Here is a 20,587-nt window from a genome sequence, read left to right as displayed (position 1 = left end):
GTCACTTTTTCCTGAGCCCGGCTTTCAGCGCCCGCAACCGGCTGTCCCACGTGCAGACCAACTCGTGGAAGCCGCCCGCACTTCGACTGCGGGCAGACTGCAGTCGAGACTCCGCGAGATCCAGCCACCCGCGCTGCCATCCGCTGTCTCGGGGAAAGGGGTCCGTGGAGCCGGCGAGTTCGGCCGCCCATGCGATGGTCTGACCGCGCATGAAGGCAGTGTCGACCTTCTCCTGACCGTTGACGGCTGCTTCCATGACCCTGCGTCCGTCGAAGCAGTTGTAGGCCCGCCAGGCGCTGGACCGGGCCGCTTCCGGATCCTGCTCCGCGTTCAAGATGGAACGCCGCAGGTAGAGACTCCCCAGAGACATCAGGACTTCGACGTCGGTGAAGTGCTCTTCAAGGAGGTCATCCACCACGAGTGCCTCATGGGGCGCTGCCGCATGCTCCCATTCAACGGAGTCCGCCGCGGGGTCGCTGTCGATGTCCGCGGCCGTCCGGTCCCGGCGTTCATTGAGGTAGCGCCCCACGTTTCCGACGTAGTCGTCACCGATCAGCTCGGCAAACTTGGAGTCGGCCAGGTCCCAGTCCACCGGCCTGCCCAACTCGAGGGCGATCCGAGCGGACAGCAGCGACACCCGGGGGGCCTGTGTGTGGAGTTCGGTAACCTCCTGCAGGTAGTCCGAAGCCGCGCACAAGGCCGACTCCCGCGCCGCGGAGGAGATCCCCTTTTCATAGATCGCCTGTCTCAGCAGACACTCGGACGCCTCGATCAGACCACGACGCCAACGGTCCCCGTCCCGCTCCTGCCGCGCCGCCTCGGCGTGGAGTCGAGCCGCCTCGCCGTACTCCCAGATGTATCGGTGGTAGGACGCACGGGACCTCATGACGTCCAGGTTCCGCGGAAACAACTGCCCGGCCCTGTCCAGCAGTTCCCAAACCGGTCCGTGATCGACCTCCTGCGGGCGCCTGCTGTAGATCGCGGTCCAGCGCTGGTACTCACGAGTGATCCTGATGCGGGCCTCGTACAGCGCCCAGGTCGGACCGTACACCCGCTCATGCGCCATCAGCGCGTTCCAGCGCCCGCGGTGAACCTGGTCGGCTCGTACCTGCTGCAAGGAACGGCCGGTGTTCCAGCCCGTGTTGTGCACGGGTACGGCCTGCGCCGCGACCACCAGGGTCCCTTCCCGCTGCCAATCGCTGTCCAAGCACCACAAGTGCAGCAGGGCCAATGACTGATTCCCGGCCCGGACCTCCTCACCACTGTCGAGCCACCGACGGACCTCTTCGACGGCCTTGGCGTGCTCCGGAAGCAGCGTCCGTCCACGACCGCCCCCGGACCAGGCCTGCTTCGTGCGGAGCAGCCGGAGCCACGTCATGTAGGTGCGTCCGGTGGGGAAGGACCGCACGGCGATCCGGGCCATGCGCACACCTTGTTGAAGGCTGTGCCGGGCCGACGCGTGATCGTTGCGCTCACGGTAGACATAGGCCAGGAACGCGTTGGCCTCGGCCAGTTCGACCATGTGGTCCAGCGGCATGGTGGCGCTGGGCCCCTCCCGATCGGCAAGGCTTCCGGCCCGGCCGTTCAGGAGAGCGAGAACCTCCCGGGCACCCGCGTACTGCAACTCCAGATCCGCGTGCCGCTCGTGGACCCTGCGCAGGAATCCGGCCGCTTCGACCACCAGTGGCACCGGCCAGTCGTCCCTGGAGCCCCACGCCTCCTCAAGTGCCGACAGCGTCTCCCGGGCCAGCTCCAGCCGCTCTCCGTCCCCCCTTGTCTCCTGCGCGTACATGTACCCGCTTGCCAGGAGATTGTGTGTCCACTGCTGCTGACGCTCCGGGACCACGCTCGCCAAACGGGCGTTCTCGTTCGCGAGTTCATAGGCGGAACGCACCGCTGTCCGTCGCTCGTCCGCCGTCGTCGCCGTCGCACGGCGAAGTCCTGCCAACCTGTAGAGGAACCAGTTCCGGGTCTGGCGGGCCCGCGACTCCTGCGCCAGAGGAAAGACCTCGATCAGTTGCTCCGCCAGTTCGAGACTGTCGGAGGCATCGGCGCTCACGTCTGCCGAAATCTGGGCAGCAGCCGTGTTCAGGATCCAGGATGTCGACCACAGCAGACGGTTCAGCGAGACGTTGGCGGGACCTTCGTGGAGGGCCGCCAGCTGTCGCGTCAACCGTTCACGGGCGGGGGCCACCTGGGCAAGCGCGCGATGGCGGCGCGCCCCGTGGAAGCCGCACTGGTCGACGGAGCGAAGCACACGCCACGGGGCGGCTTCACCGCACACCTCCAAGAGCGATACGGCGTACTCGAACGCGGACAGGAAGGTCGCGACCGCATCCGGCTCCTGCACAGACGCCCGGGAGGCCAGGTTGAGGCGTCCCGCCGCCGCGTACAGCTCGTCGATCAACTCCCATCCCCGCACAGCTCCGTTGCCGGGTTCTGCACCGTTCGCCACAGCATTCCGGGCAGCCGATCGCTCACTCTCCGCGCCAGTCCGCGAGACCGTCTCCGGCGAGGTGTTCGCCGGCTCCGTCAGCGGAACAGAACCGATCGTCTGCGCCACCGGCAGGAGGACCGCGTCCGCGGAGTCGCCGTTGACGTAGAGGCCGAGTCGCGCGCGCAACCCGGGCAGCGCGTCCGGGACATGGCGGTCGATCCATCCCACGGCCCGACGCAGTGCCTCGATCACACGAGGCACTGCCTCCGACTCCCCCTCCGTCTCCCCGCTCGGCAGCACCGTGTTGGCCAGCAGGCGCCCGGCCGCGATCAGGTTCCGGTCGACGACGTCGCACGGGCGCTCCCCGTCGGCGCCCGCCGCCATGTCAGCGGTGGACCGGATCGTACGCAGGAGATCGTTCCTGAGCGCCTCTCGACTGACCGGGCTGACCTCCAGCCGGGGGGAATCCCCGGCTGGAGGTCCCGAGTCGGCGGCGGGACGCCAAGGGACGAGAATCCCCTCGTTGAAAAGCACCCGCAACACACTGTCCGGCAACCCCATGCCCCGGAGCGCGACCACCGGGAGTGGCAGTTCGTCGATGACTCCCCACACGGTGAGGAGGGCCTGGCCTTTGGTGCGGTCCGTTCCTGTCGCGGTGGACCAGGCCCTGTCCAGTACGCCGGCGATGGTCGGCTCTGCGGCCTCCATCAGGGCTTCTTCGAACTCTTCGGGCCCGATCTCCACCGCCGCCCGGGAACGGGCGTCGAATCCCGCGAGGAAACTGTCGTAATCGTCCTTCCGGTGAATTCGACAGACCAGGCGGACGGCGCGTTCGATGACCCCGGGGCGACGCACTATCTCGTCATAGCCCACCAGATCCAGGCCGTTGACATCGGTCACGAGATTCTCGTCGGCGAGCCAGTCGCCGATCAGCGCGAGAGCGTCCGATGTGGCCAGCGCAGGTACGACGAGGGGCCTCGGCCGGTGGCTTCCACCGTCGATCTCAACGGTTTCGGTGGTCTCCACGATGACCGCGGCGCGCTTGAAGACGTCCTGCCTCAGCAGCTCGTCCAGCTCTTCGCGGAGTTCCGGGCGATTCAGGTCGATGCGAGACGCCTTGATGACAAGAATGAGACTCCTGCCCTTGACCTGACGAGGCAGAACGAGGTCGAGAAGGCCATCGGTCGTACGCTTGGCCGCAACCATGAATTCGCTGTCGTCCAGCGTCTGGTGCAGCGCTCTGGTGATCGCCTCCATCAGCGGGCTCTCAGCCGCCGCACTGGGCTCGATCTCGAGCACCACGGGCGGGAGGGAACCCGCGGGCAGGAGGTCGGCCTTGGCGAGAAGCGAGGTGAGAAGCGCCGACTTGCCCACCTGCGCCCGTCCCATCACGGGAAGGACCTGCCCCATGCGCACCATTGGGCGCGCCTCACCCAGCAATGCGTCGCGCCCCAGGAAAGGGATCGGCAGCGGCAACGGGTCCGGGCCGAGGTACTGGATCTTCTCAGGTTGCGCCGGCGTCCCACTGTCACTGTCCGGCGCGGGCGCTTGATAGCCGGCCGCCTCGAACGGCTTCACGAACCGCCGATTCCTCACCCAGGGCAGTTCACCCACCCGCGAGTCATTGGTGACCGGTCGCGGGTAACCACGGCTGGTGAGCCACTTGTCGACATGCGCCAACAGTTGCCGCGGTGTCCAGAACTGCTCAGTGGACGGCCCACCAGCCACCAGGCACGTGATGAGGGCCTGGCCGAAAGCCGTGAACTCGTTGTCCTCGGGTGACTTGGCCGTTCGGTTGGCTTCGCAGGCGGCGAGGACGTAGCAGCCCTCGGGTGCCTCACCGGCAACGTGTTGCTCGAAGGGCAGGACGTCCATGGCCAGCCCGGCATGGCAGCAGTCGAGAAGGACGAGTTTGATCGGCGCGGGCCCGCTACCCACCGCATTCATCAGGTCGGCGAACGCCAGCATGGTGCTCGGCATGTCGGCTCGGGAATGCGTCAGTGGCAGCAGGAGTTGCCCGCCTTCCTCGACACCGTGACCCGCGAAGTAGAGGACGAAGCACTCCTCCGCCGCCTGGGACGCCGCCTGGACGACCGAGAGGATCTCGGCGGGGTTGCTCTTGTGCGTCAAGATCTCCTGGCAGTGATCGAGCCTGAGCCCCCACACAGCAGGATCACGCAGTTGCTCGCTCACCTTCTCGACTGTTCGCTCAACCGCCTCGAGCTCGGCGAACGTACTGTCGGTGAAGATGCGGGACGAGATGAGGACGGCGCGTGACTTCTCTCCGGCAGGCGGCTCGGCGTTCATGAACTGCCGAGAGAACGCGGCAGTTCGCGGAGCACCGCCTCGGCGGTTTCGGGGTCACGCGCCTCGATGGTGATGGTCCGCGTGCCGTCAGGAGCATCCACGCGTTCGATGACCAGCACCGGCCTGTCCTCGGCCGGACGGGAGGCGGCCTTCGACCGCCAGTAGTCGATCACCGACTGTGCCAGCACTCCGACCAGTCCCGCATCGATGGCAAAGCGCAGACAGTCCGCGAGCACTCCCATGTCGCCCGGAAGGGTGGCCGCGTGTTCGCGCCGGACGACCACACGACGCAGATCACGCTCGGACTTGAGCCACTTCTCCAGCGCGCCCAACTCATCGGAGCGCGCGTCCACCAAACGAAGAGTGATCTGCACCAGGCCCCCCGGGCTTGCGACCAATCAGATGCCGCACCATACCAGCTGCGAACAGGCCGAGGTGCCGGCCTTGGACACGCTCCTCCGCTTCGTCGCGGCCGACTCCGCGCACGGTGCGGCACGTGATCGCCGCTGCGGATCCGCACCGAAGCGAGCCGTCCGGACCGGGGGCGAAGCCGGGAAGGCCGGGGCCGAGGAGCAAGGGCCGAGGCGGGATCAACACCCGCGCTCACGCATCGCTCAAGCAAGCGATCCCGTGGCGCGTCGCCGGCGCCTGCCCGCAGATCGGGGAAAGGCAAAAGCCCCAGGTCACGGCGAGTGAGTCCTGGGGCTTCTACAGAGCCGCCTGCGGGATTCGAACCCGCGACCTACGCATTACGAGTGCGTTGCTCTGGCCAGCTGAGCTAAGGCGGCACCGTCGCCGTGTGTGGCGGCAACGCGGGCCAGTCTACACAGGTTGGCGGGTGATCCGTTACCCGGTATCCGGGGGCGGGGGTCAGGCGGAGGAGACGGCGAGTTTGGCGGCGAAGCCGGCGAAGAGGACGGCGACGCCGCTGGTGAGGGTGGCGGAGAGGCGCTTGCGGCGGCGGAAGGCGGTGGCGAGGGTGGTGCCCGCGAAGATCAGGAGGGAGAGGTAGAGGAAGCTGAAGGTCTGGAGGATGCCGCCGAGGAGGGCGAAGGAGAGGGCGGGCTGTCCGTAGGAGGCGTCGACGAACTGGGTGAAGAAGGAGAGCAGGAAGAGGATCGCCTTCGGGTTGAGGAGGCTGATCACGAGGGCGCGGCGGAAGGGGTTCTCGGTGCTTTCGGGGGTCTGCTCGGTGGTGGGGTCGGCCGCGGCGCGGCGTTCGCGCCAGAGCTGGCGGGCGGCGCGGAGCATGCCGTAGCCGATCCAGAGGAGGTAGGCGGCGCCGCCGAACTTGACCACGGCGAAGACGGCCGGGTTGGCCTTGAGCAGGGAGGCCGCGCCCAGCGAGGTGAGGCTGATCAGGGTGAGGTCGCCGATGAAGACGCCGGCCGCGGCCCGGTAGCCGGTGCGGATGCCCTTGCGGGCCGCGACGGACAGGACGTACAGGGAGTTGGGGCCGGGCAGCAGGATGATGACGAGGGCGCCGAGGATGTACGTCGCCAGGTCGTTGACTCCGAGCACGATGAGCTCCGGTGCAGGGGAGGGTGGCAAGGGGCGCTCATCGTAACGCCGTACCGGTAATCGGTTGAAGTGAAAACCACCTGTCCGTCGGCCTGCGCCCGGCCCGCCCTACCGCTCGCAGCGCTTGCCCTGCTCCGGGGCCTCCCCGGTCAGCAGGAAGCGGTTCACCGCGCCGTCCACGCAGGTGCTGTGCCGGCCGTACGCGGTGTGGCCGTCGCCGTCGAAGGTGAGCAGGCGGCCGGACTCCAGCTGGCCGGCCAGCGACTGCGCCCAGGCGTACGGGGTGGCCGGGTCGCGGGTGGTGCCGATGACGACGATCGGGGCGGCGCCGGCGGCCCGGACGGTGTGCGCCGCACCGGTGGCCCGGACCGGCCAGTAGGCGCAGGTCAGGGCCATCCAGGCCATGTCGCGCCCGAAGTGCGGCGAGACCCGCTCGAACTCCGGTACCGCCCGCTGGACGTCCTCCGGGCCGTGGAACGGGGCGGGCAGGTCGAGGCAGTTCACCGCAATGTTGGCGAACATCAGGTTGGGGTACGAGCCGTCCGACTCGCGCCCGTAGTAGTCGTCGGAGAGCCTCAGCAGCCCGGTGCCGTCGCCGGTCTCGGCGTCGGTGAGCGCGGCGCGCAGCTTGGGCCAGAGGAAGTCGGCGTACATGGCCTGGATGACGCCGGTGGTCGCCTGGGACCCGGTGAGCCGACGGCCGGCGTCGGTGGTGGGCAGCGGGGCGGTGCGGACCCCGCCGAGCAGGGCGGTGAGCCGGTCGCCGACCTGCTGCTCGGTGCGGCCGAGCGGGCAGTCCTCGCGCTTGGCGCAGTCCTGCGCGAAGGCGGCCCAGGCGGTCTCGAAGCCGCCCGCCTGGGTGCGGTTGCCGGCGACGGAGTCGAGCGACGGGTCCATCGCGCCGTCCAGCACCAGCCGCCCGACCCGGCTCGGGAACAGCCCGGCGTAGGTCGCGCCGAGGAAGGTGCCGTAGGACTTGCCGACGAAGTTCAGCTTCTCGTCGCCGAGCAGGGCGCGCAGCACGTCCATGTCGCGGGCGGCCTCGACGGTGCCGAGGTGGCCGAGCGCCGCCCCGGCCTGCGTCCGGCAGCCCTCGGCGAACTCCTTGTCGGCCGCGACCAGCGCGTCGACGCCGCCCTGGTCGCCGGGCGCCAGGCCGACGGCGGTGTAGGCGTCCATCCGGTCGCCGCTCAGGCAGCTGACGGGGCTGCTGCGGCCCACCCCGCGCGGGTCGAGGCCGACCAGGTCGTAGCGGGCCCGCACCCCGTGGTCGTACGTGCGGGCGGCGGCCTCCAGGTACTCGATCGCGGAGCCGCCGGGCCCGCCCGGGTTGAGCAGGAGGGAGCCGAGCCGCGTGCCCTGGGAAGCGGCGGAGGCAGAGGCGGTGGCGGAGGCGGACGGGGCGGGGGCGGGGGCGGGGGCGGGGGCGGGGGCGGACGGGTCGGAGGAAGCACTCCCGGTGCCCGCCGGTTCCGCCGCGGTCCGGGCGGCCGCGAGGGTGAGGTCCCCGTCCCCCGGGTGGTCGTAGTCCAGCGGCACCCGGAACGTCGTGCACTCGAACCCGCTGTCGCAGGGCTGCCAGACCGGACGTTGCGCGTAGTACGGCGCGAGCGCGGCCGGGACGGCGGCGGGCAGCGGCTCCAGCGGGGTGGCTCCGGCCCCCGCGGCCGTCGGGGCCGAGGACGTGCCGGAGGCGGCCGGGTCCGGGGAGGGGGCCGCCGGCGCCCCGGCCGGATCCGCGCTGCAACCGCCCGCCAGCAGCCCGACGACGACCAGCGCCGCGGCCAGCACCCGTGCCCGCGCCGATGCCTGTGCCCGCACCCGCACCGATGCCTGCGCCTGCGCCTGTGCCCGCTCGAAGGCCCTCATCCGCCACCTCTCCGCAACCGACCAGCACGTGGAAGAACCGAAGGAACACCGGGGGAACACCGGGGAACACCGGAGGAACACCCGCAGTGGGAACAACCCTCGAAGCACCCCGGAGGAAACGCAGCTGCCCGGCACCCGCTCCGGGGTACCGGGCAGCGTAGTGCCGCCGGACCTGCCCTCAGGACGCCCTGGCCAGCGCCTCGGCCAGGAACTGCGCCGCCTGACGGACCAGCCGCAGCCGCTCCCGGTCGGGGGTGAAGTCCTGCACGTTGTCCGAGATCCGCACCTCGGCCTTGGCCGCCGCTCCGGGGCCGGCCTTCAGTGCGGCCTGGAGCTTGCGGGCCGCGTCCAGCCCGGCGGAGTCGCCCTTGGCGGCGGCCAGCAGCAGCTTGGCGGCGCTGCCGGCCGGGGCCTCGGCACCGGTCTGGGTGAGCGCGGTGGCGTCGTACCGGCCGGAGACCGCCGCCGCCGCGCCGTACAGGTCGGGCCGGGAGAGCCCGGCGGCGGCCGCGCAGGGCGCGCCGGCCTCGACGCCGAGGGTGCCCCAGGAGGCCGGGCCGGGCGGCAGGGTGCGGAAGGAGGTCGCGATGGTGGTGCGCAGCGTCGCGTCGTCGGCGACGGCGGCCGGAGCGGCGGCGACCAGTTCGCAGGGGTGCGCGGTGCCGTTCGGCGCCTCGGGGGCGACCAGGATGAAGGGGTGGGACCTGCCGGTCTGGAGGGCCGCCCCGATGCCCTCGAAGACGTCCGGGACCTCGGCGTCGGCGGTCTTCTGGGGCGTGGCGGCCTGCATCACGACGACCGGGAAGCGGGCGTTCGGTTCCTTGGCGTACTGCGGCGGAAGCCAGACCCGGATGTTGCGGGGGTGGCCGTCGGGGCCCAGTACGGCGGACTGGAGCAGCTCGCCCCCGCCGGGGTGGCCGACGCTGTCGAAGCGGCTGACCACGGCGGGGGCCGCGGCAGCCGCGACGGCGGCGGGGGCAGCGGGGTCGGGGGCGGCGGCCGACTCGGCGACCGCGGGCGGCACCGCCTGCTGCTGCCGGACCACCGTCCCCGAACCGGTCCCGGCACCCGTGTCCGTGCCCGGAGCCGAGCCCGCCGCGTCCACGACCGGCTCCGCCCGGTCCGGCTCCTGGGTGCCCCGGCCGAGACCGCCGAAGGCGCCCAGCGTGGTGAGCACCGTCAGCGCGGTGACGCACACCCCGCAGACCATCGCCCCGGCCGCCCGCAGCAGCATCGGCCAGCGGTCGCCGGCCAGCTCGTAGGTCTCGGCGGCGCGCAGGTCGCGCCAGCGGTGTTGGGCGCCCCGGGCCAGCCAGATCCCGCCGAGGGCGGCGGCCAGCAAGGGGATGACGAGGAGCGAACGAACCACGGGACGCACCACCTCTGGAGGGGGTCGCGCCGAACCGGACCCGGCGCGCACGGAAGGCGACCGCCCCGGCAGCGGGCGCAGTCGGCCCCCAGCGTGCACAACGGGTGGACGGTCACACGACGGTGTGCCCGGCGAGTGTCGCTCGTTCACTCGAAGGTGGGATGGCGCACCGGCTCCGGGAGGCGTACAGCCGACGCCCGCCGGAGCGACGCCCGGGTGGACGGTCCGAGGGCCCGAGGGCCCGGAGCCGGACGGCCCCGCCCCCGATCGGCGCTCAGCCCGCGCTCAGCCGTCACTCAGCCCGCGCGCAACGCCACCGTCATCGCCTCGACCGCGAGCAGCGGGTCGACGTTGCGGTCCAGCGCCTGACGGCAGGCCAGCACCGCCTCGATCCGCCGCAGCGTGCTCTCCGCCGGCCCGGCCTGGGCCACCCGGTTCAGCGCCTGCCGCTGGTCCTCGTTGGCGAGCGCGCCGGTGGAGCCGAGCTGGATGGCGAGCACGTCCCGGTAGAAGCCGAGCAGGTCGAGCAGGGCGACGCCGAGGGTCTCCCGGCGGGTGCGGGTGGCCCGGCTCTTCTGCCGCTTCTCCAGCTCCTTGACCGCGCCGGCCATGCCGCGCGGCACCTTGCCGCCCTCGTAGGCGCCGTAGGCGGCCTTGAGGTCGTCCGTCTCCTTGGCGTCCTGGGTCTCGGCGAGCGCCTCGGCGTCGGCCTTGGCGGTGTCGACCAGGCGCTGGGCGGCGGTCAGGCAGCCGCCGATGTCTCCCACCTCCAGCGGGATGCGCAGCACCTCCGTCCGGCGGGTGCGGGCCTGTTCGTCGACGGCGAGGCGGCGCGAGCGCTCGATGTCGCCCTGCCCGGCCAGCGCGGCGAGCCGGGCGGTCTCCGGGTCGACGCCGTCACGGCGGACCAGCGTGTCGGCGACCGCCTCGGCCGCGGGGGTGCGCAGCACCAGCAGGCGGCAGCGTGAGCGGATGGTCGGCAGCACGTCCTGGACGGAGGGGGCGCACAGCAGCCAGACGGTGCGCGGGGAGGGTTCCTCCACGCCCTTGAGCAGCGCGTTCGCGGCGGCCTCGGTGAGCCGGTGGGCGGCGTCCACCAGGATCACCGACCAGCGGCCGCCGGTCGGGTAGCTGGAGGCGCGCACGACCAGGTCGCGCATGTCGCCGACGCCGATGGAGAGGCCGTCGGTACGGACGTACTTCACGTCGGCGTGGCTGCCGGCCAGCACCGTGTGGCAGCCGTCGCAGAACCCGCAGCCGGGCGTGCCGCCGAGCGCGAGGTCGGGACTGGTGCACTGGAGGGCGGCGGCGAAGGAGCGCGCGGCGGTGACCTGCCCGGCGCCGGGCGGGCCGGTGAACAGCCACGCGTGCGTCATCAGGGAGGCGTTCGCGCCCTCGACCGGGGCGGTCCCGCGACCGGCCTCGATCGTCGCCCCGGCCGCCCGGGCGGCGGCGGTCAGCTGCTCGACCACCCGCTCCTGGCCCACCAGGTCGTCCCAGACGGCCACTGCTGCTCCCAAGCTCAGTACGGCAGCGCTCGTGGCGCCTCTTCCCCGCCGTCGAGCATACGTCTCCGCTCCGACACCCACTGCTCCGTCCGGGTCACGGCGGGGCGAGGAGGCGGCCCCACGGAACGCGGCGGCGCCGCCGGGGACCTGCCCCGACGGCGCCGCCCACACGTGTCCGGTCAGCCCCGGCGGCCCCAACGACGGCCCTTGCCCTTGCCGTCGCCCTTGCCGTCACCCGTGCCGTCGCCCTTGTCCTGTGCGTCCCCGCGGCCCTCGGGCCGCTCCGCGCCGCCCTGCGGGCCGTCGTACGGAGCGCCCTGGCCCTGACCGCCGTGCTCCCAGCGCGTCCACTCGTCGTGCGAGCCCAGCAGGGTGTCGGTGAGGCTCGGCAGGTCGTCCAGCGGCGTCTCCTCGGCCCACTCCGGCCTCGGCCGCTCGGCACCGGGCTGCGACCGCTCGGCCGTCGGCCCGGCGTCGACCACCGGCAGCTCGCGGGTGCTGTCCACCGGCTCCGCGCGCCGCGGCCCCTGCGCCGGCCGGCCCTCGGTGCGGCCTCCGGTACGGCCTCCGGCACGCTCCTCGGTGCGGCCCGGCTCGATCCGCGGCAGCACCTCGGTCCGGTCGGCCTCCGCCGGGACCCTCGGCAGCACGGCCGTCTCGTCCACCGCCGAGGCCGGCACCACCGGCAGCTTGGCGGTCTCGTCGACCGTACCGGCAGTTCCGCCGGCCGCCCGGCGCGCCTCGGCAGCCTCCGCGGCCTTGCGCGCCTCGGCGGCCTCAGCAGCCCGGACGGCCGCCTGCCGGTCCCGCGGCGAGAGCTCGCGCGTCGCCTCGTCCCCGAGCCCGCCCACCGGAGCCTGCGCCGCCGACTGCGCCGCGTCCCGCGGGGCGCCCTTCGGAACGTCCCGGACCGCCCGCAGCTCCGTGGTCGTCTCCGCAGCCGACTCCCCGGCCACCGAACCCGAACCCGACGCTGAACCCGGACCCGACGCCGAACCCGCGTCGGACGCCGAACCCGGACCCGGCCGCGCCTCGGCCCGGCCCTCCGCGGACTCCGCCGCCGCAGCCGCGGCCGCGAGCGCGGCGGCCTGCGCCAGCCGCGCCTCCTCGGCCCGCTGGAGCGCCTCCTCCGCCCGGCGGCGCTGCTCCTCGCGGGCCAGCTCGCGCTGCCGCTGGAGCTCGGCCTGGGCGGCCGCCTCGTCGGCGATCCGCTTGCGCTCGGCGGCCTCGGCGGCCAGCCGGGCCTCCTCGGCCCTGCGCCGCTCGGCCTCCTGCTCGGCGCGACGCGCGGCCTCCTCCTCGGCCCTGCGGCGCGCTTCCTCCTCGGCCTTGCGCCGGGCCTCGGCGGCGGCCCGCTCGGCCTCCTCCTTGGCCAGCCGCTCCTGCTCCGCCTGCTCGGCCCGCAGCTGCGCCAGCACCTCCTGCCGCTTGCGCTCGGCGGCCTCCTCCTCGGCCTTCTTGCGGGCCTCCTCGGCGGCGCGGCGCTCGGCCTCCTCCTTGGCCAGCCGCTCCTGCTCGGCGCGGGCGGCCCTCTCCTGCTCGGAGAGCGGCAGCTCGCGGTCGAGCCGGTGCCGGATGGCAGTGGTGACGAAGCCGGGGGCCTGGCTGCCGTCCACGACCAGGTAGCGCGCCGGGTCGGCGGCGGCGAGGGCGAGGAAGCCGGCCCGGACCCGCAGGTGGAACTCGGTGGGCTCGGACTCCAGCCGGTCCAGCGCCTCGGTGAAGCGCTCGCGGGCCTTGGTCGGGTCGACATCCAGGACGACGGTCAGGTCGGGCAGCAGCCCGCCGGTGGCCCAGCGGGAGATCCGGGCGACCTCGGTCGCGGCCAGGTCGCGACCGGCGCCCTGGTAGGCGATGGAGGAGTCCATGTACCGGTCGGTGATCACCACGGCGCCGCGGGCGAGGGCCGGCCGGATGACGTTCTCGACGTGCTCGGCGCGGTCGGCGGCGTAGATCAGCGCCTCGGCGCGGTGCGACAGGCCGGTGTTGCCGACGTCCAGGACGAGGCCGCGCAGCCGCTGGCCGACCGGGCTGCCGCCGGGCTCGCGGGTGAGCACGACCTCGTGCCCCTTGCCGCGGATCCACTCGGCGAGCGCCTGGGCCTGGGTGGACTTGCCGGCGCCGTCGCCGCCCTCCAGGGCGATGAAGAAGCCGGTGCCCGCGCCGAGGCGCGGCGCCGGGCCGCCCGGGCCGCGCACCGAGTCCACCAGGTCCCGGACGAACGGCGCGGTGCCGCGCTGGTCGTCGGTGCGCAGCAGCACGACCGCGGCGAGCACCAGCGTGAGCAGCCCGGAGGTGGCGACGGCCAGGGCCGCGCCGCCGTGGATGAAGGTGAAGGAGCCGGGCTCGACGGTGCCGTACTCGACGTCCCCGTAGGCGGCGGCGATCAGCGGGACGACGACCAGCGCGGCGGCGACCACGGTCCGGAGCACCGCGAACAGGTGCTCGGTGACCTTCGGCAGCCGGGCCTCCTCGACCTCCTGGGCGAGCAGGGTGCGTCCGGCCGAGATCACGATCCCGGCGGCCAGCCCGGCCAGCACGGTGAGCAGCAGGACCAGCACGAAGTCCAGCACCAGCCCGGCCAGGATCAGTGCGACGCCCTGGGTGAGCAGCGCCAGCGCGAGCAGCCGGCGACGGGACAGCGAGGGCAGCGTGGCCCGGGTGAGCCGGGCGCCCAGGGCGGGCGTCCCTGCGGCGGCGAGCACCAGCAGGCCGTAGCCGATCGGCCCGGCGCGGTGCTCGGCGGCGGTGAGCAGCGCGAGCGCGGCGACGCCCGCCATCGCGGCGTAGCCGGCCGCGACGGCGAAGGTGAAGTACGGGGCGCCGCCGGTGCGCCCCTTGCTCAGCGCGGGGCCGGGGGCGGCGTCGGTCGGGGCGCGCAGGCCCTGGAGCGGCGAGACCGGGGCGACGGACACCGGGCCGCCGGGCAGCTGCTGGAGGTGGTCACGGACCGCCGCGGCGGCGAACAGCCCGGCCGCGCCGAGCGCCGCGAAGGTGAGCTGGTGGGCGCGGAGCCAGTCGGAGCCGAGGGCCGCGCCGATGTTGTTGAGCAGGGTGAAGGCCACCAGGCCGAGCGCGCCGAGCGGCACGGTCACCCAGCCGGTGAAGCGGTCGATGCTCCGGACGCTCTCCAGGTTGGCCGCGGCCGGGCGCTGCTCGGCGACCGGCAGGTGCGGGTTGGCCGGAGGCAGCAGGCCGGGAACGGCGGCGGCCTTGGCGATCCCCCGGACCCGCTCGGCGGCACCGGTGACGAACACGGTGGCGAGCAGGGCGTAGGTGGCGGCCCCGGACGGCTCGGCGGCGGACCCCAGCCAGACGCTCCACCAGGGGGCGAGGCCGATCAGCAGGGCGCGCAGCACGTCGGTGCCGAAGAGCGTCCAGCGCCGGTCCAGTCGGCCGGTGACCAGCCGGTGCACCGGGCCGAGCAGTGCGACGCCGACCAGGCCGGTCGCCAGCACCCGGACGGCGAGGACCGCGGCGAGGGCGAAGGCGAGGCTGCGCGGCAGGCTGCCGAACCGGCCGCCCTGGGCGGCGGCGATCACGGTGAGCGCGATCAGCACCAGCAGACCGAGCCGGTCGGCGGTGCCGCCGATCAGCTGGGTGGTCCACAGGCGCCGGTAGGCACGTGTCCGCAGCAGCGCCCGGGCCCGGTCCACCGGAGTCCCGGCGGGCGCGACCTCGGGCAGGTCGGACACCCCCGCTCTGGCGGCCGGGGCGCTGGGGGTGGGCTGCTCCTCGCTCGTCATACGGTCAGCGTAGCGGGCTGGGCCTGGCCGGAATGTGGCGAACGGGCTTCCGGATCGTGCTCATCACCGGGTTGTGACGTACCCCGCACAGACCCGACGGGCCTCGGGCCCGCCCCCCGGGATCGGGGGTGCGGGCCCGGCCGCGGTGACCGCGGATCAGCCTTCTTCGGTGGCCGAGGCCTTGTCGGCCGCCGTCCTGCTCGTGGCGGTCTTCTTGGCCGCCGTCTTCTTCGCCGCCGCCGTCTTGGTGGTGGTCTTCTTCGCGGCGGTCTTCTTCGCGGCCGCGGTCTTGGTCGCCGCGGTCTTGGCGGTGGTCGTCTTCTTGGCCGCGGCCTTCTTCGCCGGGGCCTTCTTCGCCGCCTTCTTCACCGGTCCGCGCGCCCGCTTCTCGGCGAGAAGCTCGTACCCGCGCTCCGGCGTGATGGTCTCGACGTCGTCGTCCTTGCGGAGCGTGGCGTTGGTCTCGCCGTCGGTCACGTACGGACCGAAGCGGCCGTCCTTGACCACGACCGGGCGCTCGCTGACCGGGTCGTTGCCCAGCTCCTTGAGCGGCGGGGCGGCGGCCGCCCGGCCGCGCTGCTTCGGCTGGGCGTAGATCGCCAGCGCCTCGTCGAGGGTGATCGTGAAGAGCTGGTCCTCGCTGGTGAGCGAACGGGAGTCGGTGCCGCGCTTGAGGTACGGGCCGTAGCGGCCGTTCTGCGCGGTGATCTCCGCGCCCTCGGCGTCGGTGCCGACCACCCGGGGCAGCGAGAGCAGCCGCAGCGCGTCCTCCAGCGTGACGGTGTCCAGCGACATCGTCTTGAACAGCGAGGCGGTGCGCGGCTTGACCGCGTTCTTGCCGGTCTTCGGCGTGCCCTCGGGCAGGATCTCGGTCACGTACGGGCCGTAGCGGCCGTCCTTGGCGACCAGCATGTTGCCGCCGACCGGGTCCGGGCCGAGCTCGAAGTCGCCGCTGGGCTTGGCCAGCAGCTCCTCGGCCAGCTCGACGGTGAGCTCGTCCGGCGGCAGCTCGTCCGGGATGTCGGCACGCTGGCCCGGCTCGCCCTCGACGGTGGAGGCGCGCTCGACGTACGGGCCGTAGCGGCCGACCCGCAGGGTGATGTCGTCGCTGACCCTGAACGAGCTGATCTCCCGGGCGTCGATCGCGCCGAGGTCGGTGACCAGTTCCTTCAGGCCGCCCAGGTGGTCGCCGTCGCCGTTGCCGGCCTCGGCGGCGCCGCCCGCGGCGTGGCCCTCGCCCTCACCGAAGTAGAAGCGCTTCAGCCACGGCACGGACTGCGCCTCACCGGCGGCGATCCGGTCGAGGTCGTCCTCCATCTTGGCGGTGAAGTCGTAGTCGACCAGCCGGCCGAAGTGCTTCTCCAGCAGGTTGACCACGGCGAAGGAGAGGAAGGACGGGACGAGCGCCGTCCCCTTCTTGAAGACGTACCGGCGCTGGATGATCGTGTCGATGATCGACGCGTAGGTGGAGGGGCGGCCGATCTCCCGGTCCTCCAGCTCCTTGACCAGCGAGGCCTCGGTGTAGCGGGCCGGCGGCTTGGTGGCGTGGCCCTCCGGGGTGATCCGCTCGGCGGCCAGCGGGTCGCCCTGGGCGACCTGCGGCAGCCGGCGCTCGCGGTCGTCGAGCTCCGCGTTCGGGTCGTCGGCGCCCTCGACGTAGGCCTTGAGGAAACCGTGGAAGGTGATGATCTTGCCGGTGGCCGAGAACTCGACGTCCCGGCCGTCGGCGGAGGTGCCGCCGACCCGGACGGTGACGGACTGGCCGACCGCGTCCTTCATCTGGGAGGCGACGGTGCGCATCCAGATCAGCTCGTACAGCCTGAAGTCGTCACCGGTCAGGCCGGTCTCGGCGGGGGTGCGGAAACGGTCGCCGGACGGGCGGACGGCCTCGTGCGCCTCCTGCGCGTTCTTCACCTTGCTGGCGTAGGTGCGCGGGGCGTCCGGCAGGTAGTCCGCGCCGTACAGCTGGGTGACCTGGGCCCGGGCGGCGGTGATCGCGGTGTCCGACAGCGTGGTGGAGTCGGTACGCATATAGGTGATGAAGCCGTTCTCGTACAGCTTCTGGGCCACCTGCATGGTCCGCTTGGCGCCGAAGCCCAGCTTGCGACTGGCCTCCTGCTGGAGCGTCGTGGTGCGGAACGGCGCGTACGGCGAGCGGCGGTACGGCTTGGACTCGACGCTGCGGACGCCGAACGCCGTCTGCTCCAGGGCGGCGGCCAGCTGACGGGCCGCCTGCTCGTCCAGGTGCAGGGTGTTCGCGCTGGCGGCCTTCAGCCGGCCGTCCTGGCCGAAGTCGCGGCCGCTGGCGATCCGCTTGCCGTCGACGGAGGCCAGCCGGGCACCGAAGGTCTCCGGGTTGGCGGCGTCGGCCGGGGTGCGGCCGGTGCCGAAGGTGCCGACCAGGTCCCAGTACGAAGCGGCGCGGAAGGCCATCCGTTCGCGCTCGCGCTCGACCACCAGTCGGGTGGCGACGGACTGCACCCGGCCCGCCGACAGCTTCGGCATGACCTTCTTCCACAGCACCGGCGAGACCTCGAAGCCGTACAGCCGGTCGAGGATGCGGCGGGTCTCCTGGGCGTCGACCAGGCGCTGGTTGAGCTCGCGCGGGTTGGCCACGGCCTCCTGGATCGCCGACTTGGTGATCTCGTGGAACACCATGCGGTGCACCGGCACCTTGGGCTTGAGCACCTGCTGGAGGTGCCACGCGATGGCCTCGCCCTCGCGGTCCTCATCGGTGGCGAGGAAGAGCTCGTCGGACTCCGCGAGCAGCGACTTCAACTTGCTGACCTGGGACTTCTTGTCCGCGTTGACCACGTAGATGGGCGCGAAGTCGTGGTCGACGTCCACCCCGAGGCGCCGCACCTCGCCGGTGTACTTGTCCGGCACCTCGGCCGCGGTGCTGGGGAGGTCGCGGATGTGCCCGACGCTCGCCTCGACGATGTAGCCGGGGCCCAGGTAGCCCTTGATCGTCTTCGCCTTGGCCGGCGACTCGACAATGACGAGTCGCTGTCCGTGCGCGGTCTCGCTGCTCGGGGACACCTTCGCTCTTCTCTCCCGGTCCTTATGTGGCTGGTCGGCGCCGGCAGCACGGGCTGCACTCCGCCCGACCCCTCCACCGCCCCGGGGCTGCCGCGGCACGACACCCCCACCAGCGGAGTGTGACCGTACCCCGGCCACCCTTGTCAAACGGACGGATCCCGCTTTTTCACTTGCCGGGCTCACCGACGCCACTCGAACGGTAACCCGATGACGGAGGTTCGCGCCCCGCGGAGGGGGGCCTTCGGCAGGTTCCGGAGGATGGAATGACGGATTTCAAGATCTGTCAACGGAAAATCGACGGGTTCTCACGGAGCGGGCGGCGGGGCGGAGCGGGGACGGGGCGAGGGCGGAGCGGGGCTCAGCTGCCGGCCACGGCCAGGAGCCCGGCGCCCGCCGCCAGGCAGCCCACGCCCAGGACGCTCCACAGCAGGTCCACGACGGCAGCCCGACCGACCTCCCCCGCGGCCAGCACCACCCTGCTCGGGCGCCGCGGGTCGTAACAGATTCGCACCGAGGCTCCGGGCGCGAAGCGGTCCGGGCGGCGCAGCGGGGTGTGCCCCCGCGGACGGGCGATCACCAGCCCGGCGATCCCGCACGCGCCCGCGCCGCCGACCGAGGGCGGCACCGAGAAGGAGAGCAGCGGAGCACTGTCCAGCTGGCCGTGCACGTCGTCCTCGGCCATCACGGTGGCCACCGCCGACGCCCCCCGGCGGCGCACCCGCAGGCGCAACCCCACTTCGGCGGCGCACCAGAGCAGCAGCACGCCACCGAAGAGGGCGAGCACCGACCCGCCCACCATCGCCGTCGTCGTGTCCACCCCTGGCCCCCGGCTCCCCAGCTCTGTCCACAGCCTGTGGACAGAGCTTCACAGTGGAGAGCCAACGGGAGACTGCCGCCCGGCGGCGGCCGGACGAACCAGGGGGTACGGGCGAGTGAACCGGTCAGGTCTCGGCGGATGCGGTCACGGAGGGCCGGGGTCCGGGCACGGTGAATCCGGGCACGGCGCAACCGGGCACGGTGAATCCGGCCACGGGGGGCCGGGACGGGTCAGGACGGGTCAGGACGCGTCGGGACCCGTCGGGACCCGTCGGGACGGGCCTCAGCGGACCGGGTCGATGAACCCCTGCTCGGTCAGCAGGCGCAGCGACTCCGGCACCCGGTCCCGCAGGACCACCCGGTCCTCGCCGAGCAGCTGCGCGATGGCGTCCACGATCTCGCCCGCCGACAGCGTCCCGTCGCAGACCCCGACGAACCCGGCACCCACGGTGTCCACCTTGGTGGCGCGCCGCATGCCCCGGTTGTGACGCAGGATCACGTGCTCCGGGTCCTCCGCGCCCGGCGCGCCGACCTGCTCCTGGACCACCTCGTCGGCCAGCACGTAGCGGGCCGCGAGCAGGCCCGCGTCGTCGTGCGAGCGGAGGAAGTCCTGCCGGTCGAACCAGGCCTCGATGTGCGGGCCCAGCGGCTGCTCCACCGGGTGCGGCCACTCCTCCACCCGGACGGTCGGACGCTCGGCGCCGCTCGCCCGCAGGGTGATCCAGCCCATCCCGATGCCCTCGACCCGGCCCGACTCGAAGGCGTCCAGCCACTCGCCGTACCGGGCCTGGTAGTCGCCGCCGGGGCCGCGGTGGTCACCGCCGTCGCGCAGCCACAACTCGGCGTACTGGGCCACGTCCTGGACCTCGCGCTGGACGACCCAGGCGTCCAGGCCGGTGCCCGCGACCCAGCCGGCCAGCCGCTCCTGCCAGTCCTCGCCCTTGACGTGCTGCCAGTTGGCGAGCAGCTGGCAGTAGCCGCCGGGCTCAAGGTGGTCGGCGGCCGAGCGGACCAGGCTGCGGCACAGGTCGTCCCCGGCCATGCCGCCGTCGCGGTAGGTGAACCGGCCGCCCGGCGAGATGACGAACGGCGGGTTGGACACGATCAGGTCGAACTTCCGCTCCCCGACCGGCTCGAAGAGGCTTCCGGCGGACACCTCGGTGTTGTCGAAACCGGACAGCGCCAGGGTCAGCTCGGTGAAGCGCAGCGCGCGCGGATTGAGGTCCGTGGCAGTGACGGTCCCGGCGTGGCGGGCCGCGTGCAGCGCCTGGACACCGGAGCCCGAACCGAGGTCCAGCGCGGCCCGGACGGGACGGCGCACGGTGATGTTGGCCAGCGTGGTGGAGGCACCGCCGACGCCCAGCACCAGGTCCTTGCGGGCCACCCCGTGCGCGGTCTCGCCGGAGCCGATGCCGCCCGCGCCGCCCACCGCGCAGCCCAGGTCGGAAACCACCCAGGCATCCGAACTGGGCATCCCGGCCACCTCGTTGGCGTACGGCCGGACGTCGACGGTGGCGCGCACCAGATCGCCGTCGGGGCGCAGCCAGCCGTCCGCCAGGCAGTCCTCCACCGGCAGCGCGGCGGCGGCCGCCCGGTACGGGACCGGCTGCTGGAGCAGGAACAGCCGCACCAGCGTCTCCAGCGGGCTGCCACCGCGGGTCGCCCGCAGTGCCGGGACCGCCTCGCTGCGGGCCAACGCCGAATAGCCGGTGGGCCCGAGCAGGTCCAGGCACCCGTCGGCGGTGAACGAGGCGGCGAGCAGCGCCTCGCGGAACTTGGCGAGGCGGGTCGGGTCGAGAACGGGGCTACTGATCACCCCGCCATTGTCCCCCGGCGCCCACCCCGCGGCCGCCGCTGCGCCCCGCGGCCATCGGACGGAAGCCCGCACCACCACGCACGCCCCCGGGAGCCGCCGCGCGCCGCCCTGCCGGGGGCGCCGAGTCGTTCGGCGGCGACGGCAGGGCGGAGGCGGCTC

10 protein-coding genes and 1 tRNA gene are annotated in these 20,587 nt (G+C 73.0%); all 11 read right to left on the bottom strand.

Features of this window, described 5'->3' with window-relative positions:
- Position 1 precedes the first annotated feature (1 nt).
- The gene (locus ACGFSC_RS01860; protein ID WP_359902072.1) at positions 2-4,744 is read right to left on the bottom strand and encodes a caspase family protein; all 4,743 of its coding nucleotides are present in this window, start codon (positions 4,742-4,744) and stop codon (positions 2-4) included.
- Positions 4,741-5,097 carry a hypothetical protein gene (locus ACGFSC_RS01855; protein WP_359902069.1) on the bottom strand — a complete coding sequence of 119 codons (357 nt, stop codon included), beginning with the start codon at positions 5,095-5,097 and terminating at the stop codon, positions 4,741-4,743. Before ACGFSC_RS01855 ends, ACGFSC_RS01860 begins: the two co-directional genes overlap by 4 nt.
- A 361-nt stretch (positions 5,098-5,458) precedes the next feature.
- Positions 5,459-5,532: transfer RNA gene (locus ACGFSC_RS01850), tRNA-Thr, on the bottom strand.
- Positions 5,533-5,614: 82 nt separating this feature from the next.
- Complete coding sequence (leuE, locus tag ACGFSC_RS01845) at positions 5,615-6,265, bottom strand: leucine efflux protein LeuE (protein WP_359902067.1); 651 nt, start codon at positions 6,263-6,265, stop codon at positions 5,615-5,617.
- 108 nt (positions 6,266-6,373) lie between these two features.
- On the bottom strand, positions 6,374-8,134 hold the full coding sequence (locus tag ACGFSC_RS01840; RefSeq protein ID WP_359902064.1) for an alpha/beta hydrolase: 1,761 nt from the start codon (positions 8,132-8,134) through the stop codon (positions 6,374-6,376).
- A 178-nt stretch (positions 8,135-8,312) separates the two neighbouring features.
- Entirely contained in the window at positions 8,313-9,503 is a 1,191-nt protein-coding gene (locus tag ACGFSC_RS01835) for a hypothetical protein (RefSeq protein WP_359902061.1), read from the bottom strand.
- A gap of 296 nt (positions 9,504-9,799) precedes the next feature.
- Complete coding sequence (locus ACGFSC_RS01830) at positions 9,800-11,011, bottom strand: DNA polymerase III subunit delta' (RefSeq protein WP_359902138.1); 1,212 nt, start codon at positions 11,009-11,011, stop codon at positions 9,800-9,802.
- 179 nt (positions 11,012-11,190) lie between these two features.
- Positions 11,191-14,757 carry a dTMP kinase gene (tmk, locus tag ACGFSC_RS01825; protein ID WP_359902058.1) on the bottom strand — a complete coding sequence of 1,189 codons (3,567 nt, stop codon included), beginning with the start codon at positions 14,755-14,757 and terminating at the stop codon, positions 11,191-11,193.
- A gap of 156 nt (positions 14,758-14,913) precedes the next feature.
- Entirely contained in the window at positions 14,914-17,796 is a 2,883-nt protein-coding gene (topA, locus tag ACGFSC_RS01820) for a type I DNA topoisomerase (RefSeq protein ID WP_359902055.1), read from the bottom strand.
- 358 nt (positions 17,797-18,154) lie between these two features.
- Positions 18,155-18,613 carry a DUF3592 domain-containing protein gene (locus ACGFSC_RS01815; RefSeq protein WP_359902053.1) on the bottom strand — a complete coding sequence of 153 codons (459 nt, stop codon included), beginning with the start codon at positions 18,611-18,613 and terminating at the stop codon, positions 18,155-18,157.
- Between the two features lie 282 nt (positions 18,614-18,895).
- Positions 18,896-20,428 (bottom strand): methyltransferase, encoded by a 1,533-nt coding sequence (locus tag ACGFSC_RS01810; RefSeq protein WP_359902050.1) that lies wholly within the window; start codon positions 20,426-20,428, stop codon positions 18,896-18,898.
- Between the last annotated feature and the right edge of the window lie 159 nt (positions 20,429-20,587).

This window comes from Kitasatospora sp. NPDC048715 (genome assembly GCF_043198905.1).
Lineage (GTDB): Bacteria > Actinomycetota > Actinomycetes > Streptomycetales > Streptomycetaceae > Kitasatospora > Kitasatospora lactacystinica.
Note: the sequence above shows the minus strand (reverse complement) of the source record. Positions and strands in the feature narration are given on the sequence as shown.